Origin of the sequence: Candidatus Arthromitus sp. SFB-mouse-NL (assembly GCF_000709435.1) — a bacterium.
Classification (GTDB): Bacteria; Bacillota; Clostridia; order Clostridiales; family Clostridiaceae; genus Dwaynesavagella.
Genome location: NZ_CP008713.1, coordinates 265,093 through 278,934 on the forward strand (window position 1 = coordinate 265,093; position 13,842 = coordinate 278,934).

Sequence of the window (13,842 nt, forward strand, 5' to 3'; positions counted from 1 at the left end):
ATGGATTATGAAAAAAGTACTAAAAATAACAGGAATGACTTGTGCTGCTTGTTCATCATCAATTGAAAAGTCGCTTTCTAGAAAAAAAGGGGTAAATAATGTTGTGGTTAACTTGTCAACTGAGAAGTTAACCATAAATTTTGACGAGAAAGAGATAAATCTTGATCAGATTGAATCTTATGTAATTAAACTCGGATATGGAATTGATAAATCGTCAGAGGATAACTATTATGACCGTGAAAATGAGTATATAAGAAATATTTTGAAAAGATTTATTATATCCCTTGTATTTACTATACCACTTTTATATATATCCATGGGTCATATGTTTTCTTATAAGGTTATTGATTTCTTCGATCATATGAGCAATCCTTTTAATTTTACAATTGCTCAATTAATTTTGGTTATGCCCGTTATGATTGTTGGATTTCCATTTTTTAAAAAAGGTATTAAGAGTCTTATAAATCTTAAACCTAATATGGATAGTTTAATAACAATAGGAACATTTGCAGCATTTTTATATTCTCTCTATGAAACCATAAAAGTTATATTAGGTGATCATAGTAGAGCTATGAATTTATATTATGAATCTTCTGCGACTATATTAACTTTAATTACACTTGGGAAGTATTTAGAGGGTGTAACTAAGGGTAAAACTTCAAAGGCTATAAAGAAATTGATGGGATTATCGCCTAAGACTGCCTTGATTGAGAAAGATGGAGATGAGGTTGAAGTAAGCATTGATGAGGTTAAGGTTTCAGATATAGTTATTGTAAAATCTGGAGATAAGTTTCCTGTTGATGGGGAGATAATATATGGTAGCTGTTTAGTTGATGAATCTATGCTTACAGGTGAAAGTGTACCTGTTTATAAAAAAGTTTCAGATGATGTAATAGGTGCAAGTATAAATAAAAATGGATTTGTAAAATATAGGGTTACAAAAGTAGGTGACAATACCATGTTATCTCAAATAATTAAGCTTGTTGAGGAAGCACAGAACTCTAAGCCTAAAATTTCAAAACTTGCGGATACGGTTTCTTACTATTTTGTGCCAACGATTATAGCAATTGCACTTTTATCATTTATATTTTGGCTAATTTATGAAAGGAATTTTGGTTTTGCATTTTCAATATTTGTATCGGTTTTGGTCATAGCGTGTCCATGTGCCTTAGGACTTGCAACTCCTACATCTATAATGGTTTCAACTGGAATTGGTGCGGAAAATGGGATACTTATAAAATCTGGCGAAGCACTTGAGGATGCTCATAAAATAAATGTTGTAGTACTTGATAAAACAGGTACTATAACCGAGGGTAAACCTAAAGTTACAGATTTAATAATCGATAAGGATGTATTTAAAGATAATGAAGAGATGATCAAGTATGTGACTAGCATAGAAAAGGGATCTGAGCATCCACTTGGTGAAGCTATATTGGAGTATGGGAAAGAGAAAAATATAGATACTTTAGATGTAGATAATTTTAAGATTATAGAAGGTATGGGAGTTTATGGTGAAGTTGATGGAAGGAAAATATTTATAGGTAATAAAAAACTATTGGATGTGAATCATATAAGTATAGATAAATTTAAGGATGTAAGTGATGACTTATCGATGCATGGTAAGACTACGATGTTTGTCGTTATAGACAGAGTTCTTGGGGGAATTTTTAGTGTTGCAGATACGGTTAAAAAGAGTTCTAAGGATGCAATTTCAAAGTTAAAATCTATGGGTATAAAAGTAATAATGCTTACTGGGGATAATTTTAAAACTTCATTTGCTATAGGAAATCAGGTAGGTATTGATGAGGTGATTTCGGAAGTTTTACCTAAAGATAAATCCTCTGAAGTTCAGAAACTTAGAGATAAGGGATACAAAGTTTGTATGGTTGGTGATGGAATAAATGATGCTCCAGCACTTATGAATTCAAATGTTGGTATAGCAATTGGATCTGGAACTGATATAGCTATCGAATCATCTTCCGTAATTTTAATGAAAAGTGATTTAATGGATATTCCAAAGTTTTTGAAACTTTCCAAGAGTACGATAGGGAATATAAAACAAAATTTATTTTGGGCATTTTTATATAATGTAATTGGAGTTCCTGTAGCTATGGGGGTATTTTATTTATTTGGAGGAATTCTTTTAAACCCAATGATTTCAGCTATTGCTATGAGTTTCAGCTCTGTATCTGTTGTAATAAATGCATTAAGACTTAAATTTATAAAACTGATCTAAATTTAGGAGGTTTTGAATTGAAATTTAAGTTTGTATATCTATTTATGGTTTTAATCATTTTATTAGGTTTTACAATGTCTTGTTCTTTTGAAGATAAGAATTTGCACAAGGTTCAATTTAATAAGGTTATAGATGGAAATACAATAAAGGTTATAATAGATGAAGAATTAAAGGATGTTAGATTAATTCTTGTTGATTCTCCAGAACTTAGAGGGAACTATCCTTTTGGAGTTGAAGCTAAGAAATATTTATATAATAAGTTATCAAATGTTGATTATGTTTATTTGGAATTAGATGGTGAAGAGATGGATAAACATGGCAAGATATGGGCTTATGTATGGTATTATAATGATAATAAAGAGCTTGAGATGATAAATGAGGATATTATAGAGAATGGGTATGGAAGGCTTGCTTATATATTCGATTCTGCTAAGTATTTAAAAAGGCTTAAAGCATCTCAAGATAGAGCTAAGGAAAGACAAGAAAATATTTGGAGTATAGATGGGTATGTTACAGAAGATGGATATAAGAAATCGAAATAAAGGAGTGTTTATCAATTGAAAAAGATATATATAAATGGTATGAAGTGTTCTCATTGTGAGAAAAAGGTTAGGAGTGCATTAGAGGAGATAGGTGGAACAGATATAAAAGTTGATTTAGATACCAAGACAGTTATGTGTAATATAGATAGATCAAACGACGAAATAGTTGATATAATTGCGGATTATGGATTTGATGTAGATAATATAGAATAAATTTTATATAAACTGACAATTTTATAAGAGTTTTTCTTATAAATTGTCAGTTTTTTTGTATTTTATATGGAAATTTATTGGTGTAAAATTATTAGAAAAGGGGGAGTTGAAATAAGTGGATCGAAGAAGGTTGTATTATATATCATTTGGCATTGTTTCTTCAGTGTTTTTTATTACAATCTTTTTATTGCAGGTTTATTTTAAATATGGTGATACAAGACTGGTTAATGGTAGGATTAGTGAATTTAAGGAGAATGCAAATTTAGTTGATAAGGTTTATCTTGATTGGTGGAATACTTCTATAAATAAGGTATCATCTCAGGGGGCTAAGGATATTTATGAACTTAAAAATACATATGAGAATTTAAATATTTTAATAAGTAATAGCTCTGTATTAAATGATGTTATTTTAAATGAGATAATTATAGACAAGAAGCCACTTGGTGAGTATGCGTATGAGGTTATAGACTCAAAGGATGGGAAGAGGATATTTAAGATAAAATTAAAAGATCTAGACGATGGCAGTACAAATAAGATCACAAAACTTGTTAATATATATAATAGATACAATAACACATCTTATAATATAGAGATTGATTCTTTTGAGTTTAGGTTCAGTTACTCTAAAGATTCAGATTTTATATATTTAAATTTTGAAAATTACATATCGAACTTTTATGATAAGGAATTTAAAATAGAGAGCAATTATTATAGCGATTTAGATGGGAATTTTATTTATAATTTTGGTCATATAAACAAGAACATAAAGATTCCTGTTATAAATTCATTAAGTGCTCAGGTAGATGAGAATACTAAGAATTTATTTCTTAGAGATAATGTTAATTTTACTATTTATAATAGATTTCATACTCCTGTTATAACTTTTAGTGCTGGAAGTTCAGGAGATTTAAAAATAAGTAATACATATAGTTTGTCTAATATTTATGAGAGTGAGCTTAGGAATCAGGTTTTTATATTTGATTCTAGAGATGATAATATTTTTAAGATTGATAAAAGAGAAGATGGATCGGTTGATATTATAAATTTGATTGATAATTACAAGTTGTATTTTGATGATAATTTAATTAAAACATATAAGGCGTATGAAGAAAACGGTGAAACTATAGGAGATAATCTTATAAATTTTAAGATGTATAGAGATCTAAGAGGAGGAAACTATGTGTTTACTCCAAACAAGACGTTTGATATATATAAATTTTATGATATTAATGAAAATAAATTTTTGTCTTATGATTCGGGAACAAATATGTTTATTTTAAGTGATTTTCCATCTGATTTTATATTAACGTCAGAGAATAGAATATTTGATATATCAAATAGGGTATTTGTGAAAAAAAACAAATCAAAAGATAAGACTTATTATTATACGGGAGATGCTGAAATTGAAAATGGAGATATATTTAGGTTTAATGATATGTCATCTTCAATTTTAAAAAAGGTTACTTATGGTGAGGTGAAGGAGGAAATATTATCTTCAAATTATGTTCAAGTGATGTTTAAAAATAAAGAAACAGGTGAATTTTTAAGTGTAAATCCAAAAGATGGGGATGCGATGAATGAAACATTATATAATGATTCGTATTTAAATGGATATTTTAATTATGAAAAAGGGATAAATGATTTAGGTAAGTTTATCTTTGAGATAAGAACAAACAATGATGATTTTACGACTTTTAATTTATATAATAAGCTTGTTGGAACTTCTGTTAGTACGGATTATGGATTTTTAAATAACAAATTAATTTTTGATAAGAATAAGAATAATAAGGTTAGATTTATTATTGAGAAAAATGATGGTCGTGATGATGAATTTAAAATAAAAGATGATTATGGAAGTTACTTATCTTTTAAGGATTCAGATGATTTTGCTAGAGTTGTGTCTTCTGGTTTTATGAAAAAATTCTTCAATATTGAAGATGAATTTGATGTATTTGAAATCTATATGCTTGATTTTAAAGAGATTGATAAGATTAATTCGGGGAATTACATATCGTTATCTTCTAAAGGTGTTAATGATAAATATTTTTTAGATAAGACGAGTACTGAAGATAAACAAATAGAATCTAAGGGGATTGATGAGTACATTGTATTTAGGAATAAGGATCTTATATTTTTAGAGGGGGACTCACTTTTAAATGATATGGTGGGTATTAATAATTTTAAGGATATAAAAGGAATAAATACATCTATGTTTCCAACTACAAATACTGAAAATAAAGGATATAGGTTTAATATATTAAATGGAATCTATTAGTTATGTTTGCTTATAAATTACAAAAAGGTTAAAAACTATTGAAGGCAAATATGAAATATTATATAATATTGTTAATATATCGTAAATTATAGTTTCTTAAATTTGAATAAATTATATGGTAGGAGGGATTGTTTTGGCTGTTGGAAGAGGAGTTAGCATGGGTACAGCTATAGGGGTTGGACTTTTAAGTATTGCGACTGTAGTTGGACTTTCGGTAGGACTCGGAATTGAAGGGAATAAAAGTACGTTAAGAGATACCGAACTTAATAGATTAAGAAGAGAAATAAAGACTGTTGAGGATATAACTAAAGATATAAATGTAACGCCACCAAATGGATTTATTAATTAATATAAGTAGGGGGTGATAATAAATGCAAGTGCGTTGGTTAATTGGAGGGATTGGAATAATTACTACGTTAGGTTTAGCTGCTGCCTTAGCTGGAGTTGGAATTACGAATCAATCTAAATTAGATGAGATAGAAAAAAAGAAGTTGGAGCTTAATGCAAAAGAGGGAGTATATCCACCACCGGAATCTAGGGTTTTAAGAAGTCCATCTTCTCCTGCATATCCATCACCTGGATATGAAAATTAGTAATTTAAACATATTATAAAATTTCTACATAATTGACAATTTTTGAGTATGAACTTATAATTTTAGAAAAATGATTTAAATACTTCACCTTATTTGTTAAGGTGAAGTATTTTTAATTTAAATATTAGCTTGGAGGGTTTATGTATAAAAAGGTCGAATCTAATGCTCCTATGAGTCAAATAGATAAAAATATACTAGATTTTTGGGTAAAGAGCAATATTGTAAAGAAGAACTTTGATAGAAATGAAGATGGTGAATATTTCAGCTTTTATGATGGTCCACCAACAGCTAATGGTAAACCACACATAGGTCATGTCATAACAAGGGTTATTAAAGATATAATACCTAGGTATAAGGTTATGAAGGGCTATAAGGTTTTGAGAAAAGCTGGATGGGATACCCATGGCCTTCCTGTTGAACTTGAGATTGAGAAGAAACTTTCTATTTCAGGTAAGAAAGAAATAGAGGATTTTGGTGTAAATAAGTTTGTTTTAGAATGTAAAAATAACGTGTTTAAATATGTTGAAATGTGGGAAGAAATGTCCAAGAAGATTGGATATTGGGTAGATATGGAAAATCCATATGTAACATATCAGAATAATTACATAGAGTCTGTTTGGTGGGCACTCAAAACAATGTGGGGTAAGGATTTGCTTTATAAAGGACATAAGATTCTTCCGTATTGTTCAAGGTGTGGAACTGGTCTTTCTTCTCATGAGGTTGCTCAAGGATATAAAGATGTTAAGGATAATACAGTAGTTGTTAAATTTAAGGTTAAGGGGTTTAACAATAAGTACATATTGGCTTGGACAACAACTCCTTGGACCCTTCCATCTAATACAGCTCTTGCGATAAATAGAGCTTATACATATGTTGAAGTTTCTGTAAACGATGAGATTTATATATTAGCAAAAGACCTTTTAAAAGTTTTGGGCGATACAGAGTATGAAATCATAAGTGAGTTTAAGGGAGATAAACTCGAAGGAATTGATTATGAGCAATTATTTACTTATATAAGACCAGAGGGTCGTGGTTTTTATGTAGTTCATGCAGATTATGTAACATTATCTGATGGAACGGGTATTGTACACATAGCTCCTGCATTTGGGGAAGATGATAACAAAGTTGGTCAGAAAAATAATTTGCCTTTTATAAATCCTGTCGATCTTCAAGGTAAATTTACAGATGAAATAAGTGACTTTAGTGGAACGTTTGTAAAAGATTGTGACCTTAAGATAATTAAGCTGCTAGAAGAGAGAGGTATGCTTTTTAAAAATGAAAAATATATGCACGCATATCCTCACTGCTGGAGATGTGATACACCTCTTTTGTATTATCCAAAAGATAGTTGGTACATTAAGATGACTTCAATTAAAGATGATTTGCTCAAAAATAATGATAAGGTTTCATGGTATCCAGATAATATAAGGACAGGAAGATTTGGAAACTTTTTAGAGAACGTTATAGATTGGAGTATATCAAGAGATAGATATTGGGGAACTCCACTTCCTATTTGGGAATGCGAATGTTTGCATAGAGATTGCATTGGTTCTATAGAGGAGCTTAAAGAGAAAGGAATAAATGTTCCAGATGATATAGAATTGCATAAACCATTTATAGATGATATTAAGCTTAAATGTGAAAAGTGCGGGGGAGAGATGACTCGTACAAAAGAAGTTATAGATTGCTGGTTTGATTCAGGTAGTATGCCTTTTGCTCAATATCATTATCCATTTGAAAATAAGGAATTATTTGAGAAAAATTTTCCAGCTCAATTTATATCAGAAGCTGTTGATCAGACTAGAGGCTGGTTTTATACTTTAATGGCTATATCTACAGCTATTTTTGATAAAAATCCATTTGAGAATTGTGTAGTTTTAGGACACGTTTTAGATAAGCATGGGAAGAAAATGTCTAAGCATTTAGGAAATGTTGTTGACCCAAATGAAGTTATTGATTCTCAAGGAGCTGATGCTGTTAGATGGCATTTTTATACATCGAGTTATCCATGGCTTCCATCAAGATTTTCAGAAGATGATGTAAAAGAAGTTCATAAGAGATTTTTATCAACATATTGGAATGTATATTCTTTTTATGTTCTTTATGCGAATTTAGATAAATTTAATCCAAATGATTATAAAGACTACGATGTATCAAACATTATGGATAGATGGATATTATCAAAATTAAATACTTTGATTAAAGAAGTAGATGAAATGCTTGATTCTTATAAGATAACTAATGCAGCTTATAAAATAGAAACTTTTGTTGATGAGCTTTCAAATTGGTATGTAAGGCGTAATAGATCAAGATATTGGACAAATGGTTTTGATGAAGATAAGATAAGTGCCTTTATGACACTTTATTTAGTTTTAATTGATTTATCTAAAATATTAGCTCCATTTATCCCATTTATAACAGAGGAAATTTATCAAAATCTTGTAAGGAATTTTGATAAAGATTCAAAAGAGAGTATACATTTGTGCGATTTTCCTAAATGTAATTACGATTTAATCGATAAAGAACTTGAGAGTAGAATGGACCTCGCATACAAAATAGTTAAGCTTGGAAGAAGTGCAAGAAATAATGCTAATATTAAAAATAGGCAACCACTTCAAAAGATACTTGTGAGTGGGGAAGATTTAGAAGTTTATTACCATTCTATTATAAAAGATGAGCTCAATATAAAAGAAATTGAATTTAATGCTAATGTAAGTAAGTATGTAAGTTTCAATCTTAAACCAAACTTACCTGTATTAGGGAAAGATTATGGTAGATATATTCCTATAATTAGGGAATTTTTATCAAAGAGTAATCAAATGGAATTATCATTAAAACTTAAAGATGGTGAGAGCATAGAGATTGACTTGGGGGATAATAAGGTTTCTTTAAATAAAGATAATGTATTAATTACAATGGATGGATTAGAAGGATATGCATTCTCTGGAGAAGGAACTATTGGGGTTGTACTAGATACTACTATTACAGATATATTAAGAGAAGAAGGATTTGTACGTGAAATAATAAGTAAGATACAAAACTTAAGAAAAGAAAAGGGCTTTGAAGTAAGTGATAAGATTAATATTTATGTAAAAGATAGTTTTAATTTAATCAATATAATTGATAAATATAAGGAGATTATACAAAGAGAAACGTTAACTCTTAACATTTATTTTAATGAAGATAAATTAGGTTTGAATTATGTAGATTTAAATATTAATAAGGAAGCTTTAGTTTTAGATGTTTTAAGGGTGTAAAATTTTTAGAAAGGATTAAGTTACCAAGTGTAGCGATTGTATTATGGCTATTTCAATTAAGGATGTTGCGAAAGAAGCAGGAGTATCCATTGCAACTGTTTCAAGAGTTTTAAATGGAATTGAAGTTGTAAATGAAGATACTCAAAAAAGAGTAAGAGAAGCAGTAGTTAAATTAGGATACAGGCCAAATATTATAGCAAGAAGTCTGAAAACACAAAGAACGAGGACAGTAGGTATTTTAATCCCTGATATATCTAATTCATTATATCCAGAGATAGTTAGAGGAATCGAGGATGTTGCAAATATTTATAATTATAATATAATTCTATGTAACTCAGATTTAAATCTGGATAAAGAAAAGGAATATATTTATATTCTTAAGGAGAAAATGGTTGACGGCATTTTGTTTATGAGTAATTCTCTTGAGGATATGTGTTTGGATATTATACAGAAATTAGATATAAAGACAGTTTTAATAGAAACGACAGTTTATAATAAAAATATTCCAAATATAACAATAGATAATATTAAAGCAGCAAATGAAGCTGTAAATAAACTTATATCAAATGGAAGACGAAGGATATTATACATAGGGGATCATAAAGATACTTTAAATGCATCAGCATATAGATATAAGGGTTATATTAAAGCTTTAGAAGAAAATGGTATTGAAATAAACAAGGAACTTATATGTTATTGTAAGCCATTTTTGAATAATGGATATGAGTATATACAAAAGAAAATTAAAGGTGGCATTTCTTTTGATGGGGTATTTTGTACATGTGATGAACTTGCAATAGGGGCGATGGATGCACTTCGTGAAAATGGAGTTAATATCCCTCAGGAGTGTGAGGTTATAGGATTTAATAATATTTTAATGTCATCGGCATTTTCTCCAAAGTTAACAACAATTGATACAGCAAGCTATGATTTAGGATCCATTGGTATGAGAACACTCATAAAAATAATTAATAATGAACAAATAGATGGTTTTAATTATGTAGTTCCATATAATTTAATAGAAAGAGAGAGTACAAGATAATTGTACTCTCTTCTTTTTTAACATAAAAACTTAATAAGAAAAATAAAATTATCTTAAAAAGGAGCGAGGTGATTATTTGATAAATTATATTTGGTTCTTTATGATAGGATCGGGACTTATTTATTCATTGATAGGAAATAATGGTGATAAAATAAGTAAATCAATCGTGGATTCTACATCATCAACAGTAACGTTAATTATTTCTCTTATAGGTGTTATGTGTTTGTGGTGTGGAATTATGAGGATAGCAGAGGAAAGTGGCCTTACAAAGAAACTTGCAAGCATATTAAGACCAATGCTTAGGCTTTTATTTAAAGAAAAGAATAATGAAAAGGTTATGGGACCTGTTGTTATGAATTTAACTGCTAATATATTAGGACTTGGAAATGCAGCAACACCATTTGGAATTAAAGCTATGGAGGAACTTGATGTGGTCAATGAAAATAAACATGTTGCATCGAATGATATGGCTTTATTTTTAGTACTTAATGCTAATTGTATACAGCTTTTTCCTACTACTATTTTATCTATAAGAAGTATGGCTGGGTCTGTAGATCATAGTGGAGTTATGCTTGGAATTATTGTAACAACATTTTTAACTAGTATTATATCGATAATCATATGCAAGTTACTTCAGAGAGTATTTTAGGAGGGATTTAATGAGTTTTTTATCGTCGTCATTTATTCCGCTTATAATATTGTTTATTGTTGGATATGGGGTAATTAAAAAAGTTAAGGTTTATGAGGTGTTTGTTGAAGGGGCTAAAGATGGTCTTAAAATTTGTAAAAACATATTTCCATATCTTTTGTGCATGCTACTTGCTATAAAAGTTTTTAGAGATTCAGGCATGCTTGATTACATAGTAAATCTTATTAAACCTTTTTTAGATATGATAGGTATACCAGCTGAGGTTATTACACAGATTTTTGTAAAACCATTATCAGGAAGTGGTGCGTTAGGTATATATACAGATAATATTAAGACATTTGGTCCAGATTCTTATTTAGGAGTGCTGACATCTGTGCTCATGGGATCGACAGAAACAATATTTTATACAATAGCACTTTATTTTGGATGCGTTAAAATTAAAAAAATAAGACATACTTTATGGACGGCTATATTTTCCGAGATAATAGGTATTATTATTGCGATAAATATTACTAAAATAATATTTTTTAATTAAACATAAAAAATAAATAAAACACATAAATTTAAGTAGGGTTTTTTAATATTGTACCAATGAGAATTAAGTTTAAGGAGATGTATTCCTTTGAAAGTAATAAAAAGTTTTCTTATGATAGTTGGATTACTTACTTGTTTTGTTGGTGTTGAACCTATACAGGATTTTTTAATAGGGAGTAGAAAACTTATTCTAACCTTTATTATAAAGGTATTTCAAACTACTATTTCTTGTTTTTTATTTTTAACTATGACTTCATTTGCTATTAATGGATTTATGGGAGTTTATATATGAAGAGTAGTGGATTAAAGGTAATTAGAAATGATGATTATGATAAATTTTTAGATTTAAAGAGTGGAAATGGGAAAAAACAAAAGGATTTAATTAAATTTGGATTATTTATTGCTTTATTTTTATTTATGTTTGGTATAATATTTTTCGCGAAAAATAGAATAGACACTTACAAAAATTTAGGAGAAGATTTGAATTTTCAGAAACAAAAAATTATGGAAGAACGTATGATTATGGAGAGGACATTAAAAGAAGAAAGAGAAAGGTTGTCAGCTCTTCAACTTGAGTATGAAAATAAAAATAAAGAGTTAGATAACAAATTGGAATCTATTAAAGAAAAACAGATAGAGTTTGATAATGAACTTAAGAAGGTTTATGAGCTTCGGGATATACTTAAGAATCAATTGGTTGAAATATATAATTTTAATATAGATAACATACATGGATTAACAAATGATAATGAGGATTTGAGTAGTTCAAATAAATTAATAGATGATAGTGATAATACAGAAAATCCTATACATACAAGTACTTTTATGGGAAAAGATGACAATGATGTACTTAATGATGTGGGAGAAAAAATACTTGGAGTTGCATATCCAGATTGGTTTATAAAATTCAATTCTTTAGGGGAATTTAGATATTAATTATTAAGGTGGTTTATAATGACAATAAGAGATATAAAAAATGATATTGAACAAGGTTTGCGTGAGATGAGTGCAAAAGAGAGACTTCAGTTTTATGTTACGGTTGGTATAGGAATATTTTTTATATTAGCAGTTATATTTTAAGGGCAATATTTTTGCCCTTAAAAATTTTTTTTGTAAGGATTTACTTTATACATATTCTTTATAATTATAGAAAATATTTTATTCATGATATAATATCTATGTTTCGGTAGATAAAATGAGATATTATATTTTTATGGTATTATTTTTAATTTTATATAGGAGGGGTAATTATGGAAAATATTTATTTATCAAGAAGAAAGAAGCTCTCATCTAATATGAGAAATGGCGATATGTGTATAATTTTTTCAGGTAAGCAAGTTAGGATAAGTAGAGATGAATATTATGAGTTTAACACTAATAAGAACTTCTATTATCTTACTGGACTTAAAGATGAGAATCTTATATTATTTATAAGGAAGATAAATGGGGATGTTAAGTCTACACTTTTTATAGAAAATAGACCAGAAGATATGATTAAGTGGATAGGAAAGACAATTTTAAAAGATGAAGCTATTTCTATAAGTAGTGTTGATGAGGTAATTTATATAGATGAGTTTTATTCGTTTTTAAATAATATAATCCTTGAGGAAGAATCTCCGACTGTGTATTTTGATTTTGATAGGGATGATTATAAACATACCCATATTTATTCTGAGGAGTGTGCAAATAAGCTTAAGTTAAAGTATCCCCATGTGGATATTAAAAATATATATGTACATATTAAGAATCTTAGGATTATAAAAGATGATTATGAAATTTCAAAAATTAAGGAAGCTATTGATATAACAAGACTTGGGATACTTAATATAATGAGGAATTTAAAACCTAATATGTATGAGTATCAAATAGAATCCTATTTTGATTATATGATAAAATATAGTGGAGCAAATGGATATGCATTTAAGTCTATTGTGGCTTCTGGGGAAAATGCAGTTATTTTACATTACATAGAGAATGATAATAAAATTAAAGATGGAGATTTAGTTTTATTTGATTTAGGAGCTGAGAAAGATTTTTATAGAGCTGATATATCTAGAACTTTTCCTGCTAATGGAAAGTTTACGGATAGACAAAAGGAAATATATAATATAGTTTTAAATGCTCAGCTTAAAGTTATTGATGCGATTTGTCCTGGAGTTTCTCAGAGTGATTTAAATGAGATTGCTAAGGAGAATTTATATTTGGGGCTTAAAAAAATAGGTAAGATAGCTAATAGGGAAGAGTTATCTAACTATTATTATCACGGAATAGGGCATTTACTTGGACTTGATACTCATGATGTTGGTGGAAGAGATTTTGTATATAAAGAGGGAATGGTTGTAACTGTTGAGCCAGGTCTTTATATAAAAGATGAGGGTATAGGAATTAGGATAGAGGATGATATCTTAGTTACAAAAGATGGTCATGAGGTTTTGTCTAGTGGTATAATTAAAACCGTTGATGAGATTGAAGGATTTATGCGAGAGAATTGTAATTAATTA

Annotated in this window: 14 protein-coding genes; all 14 read left to right on the forward strand. The window is 28.7% G+C overall.

Annotated features, from left to right (window positions below):
• Positions 1-7 precede the first annotated feature (7 nt).
• Positions 8-2,236, forward strand: a complete 2,229-nt coding sequence (locus SFBMNL_RS01250; RefSeq protein ID WP_042294149.1) for a heavy metal translocating P-type ATPase — start codon at positions 8-10, stop codon at positions 2,234-2,236.
• 17 nt (positions 2,237-2,253) lie between these two features.
• Positions 2,254-2,778, forward strand: a complete 525-nt coding sequence (locus tag SFBMNL_RS01255) for a thermonuclease family protein (RefSeq protein ID WP_042294152.1) — start codon at positions 2,254-2,256, stop codon at positions 2,776-2,778.
• Between the two features lie 15 nt (positions 2,779-2,793).
• Positions 2,794-2,991: a heavy-metal-associated domain-containing protein gene (locus tag SFBMNL_RS01260; protein ID WP_007439723.1), complete on the forward strand. Its 198-nt coding sequence runs from the start codon at positions 2,794-2,796 to the stop codon at positions 2,989-2,991.
• 115 nt (positions 2,992-3,106) lie between these two features.
• Positions 3,107-5,266 (forward strand): hypothetical protein, encoded by a 2,160-nt coding sequence (locus SFBMNL_RS01265; protein WP_042294154.1) that lies wholly within the window; start codon positions 3,107-3,109, stop codon positions 5,264-5,266.
• Between the two features lie 133 nt (positions 5,267-5,399).
• Complete coding sequence (locus tag SFBMNL_RS01270) at positions 5,400-5,615, forward strand: hypothetical protein (RefSeq protein ID WP_042294156.1); 216 nt, start codon at positions 5,400-5,402, stop codon at positions 5,613-5,615.
• 22 nt (positions 5,616-5,637) lie between these two features.
• The gene (locus SFBMNL_RS01275) at positions 5,638-5,859 is read left to right on the forward strand and encodes a hypothetical protein (protein ID WP_042294158.1); all 222 of its coding nucleotides are present in this window, start codon (positions 5,638-5,640) and stop codon (positions 5,857-5,859) included.
• Positions 5,860-5,999: 140 nt separating this feature from the next.
• The gene (ileS, locus tag SFBMNL_RS01280) at positions 6,000-9,116 is read left to right on the forward strand and encodes an isoleucine--tRNA ligase (protein ID WP_042294159.1); all 3,117 of its coding nucleotides are present in this window, start codon (positions 6,000-6,002) and stop codon (positions 9,114-9,116) included.
• A gap of 43 nt (positions 9,117-9,159) precedes the next feature.
• Entirely contained in the window at positions 9,160-10,158 is a 999-nt protein-coding gene (locus SFBMNL_RS01285) for a LacI family DNA-binding transcriptional regulator (protein ID WP_042294161.1), read from the forward strand.
• 76 nt (positions 10,159-10,234) lie between these two features.
• The gene (locus SFBMNL_RS01290; protein WP_042294164.1) at positions 10,235-10,807 is read left to right on the forward strand and encodes a nucleoside recognition domain-containing protein; all 573 of its coding nucleotides are present in this window, start codon (positions 10,235-10,237) and stop codon (positions 10,805-10,807) included.
• Between the two features lie 10 nt (positions 10,808-10,817).
• Positions 10,818-11,342 carry a spore maturation protein gene (locus SFBMNL_RS01295; RefSeq protein ID WP_005807258.1) on the forward strand — a complete coding sequence of 175 codons (525 nt, stop codon included), beginning with the start codon at positions 10,818-10,820 and terminating at the stop codon, positions 11,340-11,342.
• A gap of 87 nt (positions 11,343-11,429) precedes the next feature.
• A complete protein-coding gene (locus tag SFBMNL_RS01300; RefSeq protein ID WP_007441046.1) occupies positions 11,430-11,633 on the forward strand; it encodes a hypothetical protein in 204 nt (67 codons plus the stop codon).
• On the forward strand, positions 11,630-12,277 hold the full coding sequence (locus SFBMNL_RS01305) for a hypothetical protein (RefSeq protein ID WP_014017827.1): 648 nt from the start codon (positions 11,630-11,632) through the stop codon (positions 12,275-12,277). Before SFBMNL_RS01300 ends, SFBMNL_RS01305 begins: the two co-directional genes overlap by 4 nt.
• Before the next feature lie 18 nt (positions 12,278-12,295).
• Complete coding sequence (locus tag SFBMNL_RS08515; protein WP_005807252.1) at positions 12,296-12,421, forward strand: hypothetical protein; 126 nt, start codon at positions 12,296-12,298, stop codon at positions 12,419-12,421.
• Between the two features lie 170 nt (positions 12,422-12,591).
• Positions 12,592-13,839, forward strand: a complete 1,248-nt coding sequence (locus SFBMNL_RS01310; RefSeq protein WP_042294166.1) for an aminopeptidase P family protein — start codon at positions 12,592-12,594, stop codon at positions 13,837-13,839.
• Positions 13,840-13,842: the final 3 nt, after the last annotated feature.

Excerpts from the sequence above, each read along its gene's own strand:
- SFBMNL_RS01250 (WP_042294149.1), top strand. The coding sequence starts at position 8 with ATGAAAAAAGTACTAAAAATAACAGGAATGACTTGTGCTGCTTGTTCA.
- SFBMNL_RS01275 (WP_042294158.1), top strand. The coding sequence starts at position 5,638 with ATGCAAGTGCGTTGGTTAATTGGAGGGATTGGAATAATTACTACGTTA.
- ileS (WP_042294159.1), top strand. The coding sequence starts at position 6,000 with ATGTATAAAAAGGTCGAATCTAATGCTCCTATGAGTCAAATAGATAAA.
- SFBMNL_RS01285 (WP_042294161.1), top strand. The coding sequence starts at position 9,160 with ATGGCTATTTCAATTAAGGATGTTGCGAAAGAAGCAGGAGTATCCATT.
- SFBMNL_RS01295 (WP_005807258.1), top strand. The coding sequence starts at position 10,818 with ATGAGTTTTTTATCGTCGTCATTTATTCCGCTTATAATATTGTTTATT.
- SFBMNL_RS01305 (WP_014017827.1), top strand. The coding sequence starts at position 11,630 with ATGAAGAGTAGTGGATTAAAGGTAATTAGAAATGATGATTATGATAAA.
- SFBMNL_RS08515 (WP_005807252.1), top strand. The coding sequence starts at position 12,296 with ATGACAATAAGAGATATAAAAAATGATATTGAACAAGGTTTGCGTGAG.
- SFBMNL_RS01310 (WP_042294166.1), top strand. The coding sequence starts at position 12,592 with ATGGAAAATATTTATTTATCAAGAAGAAAGAAGCTCTCATCTAATATG.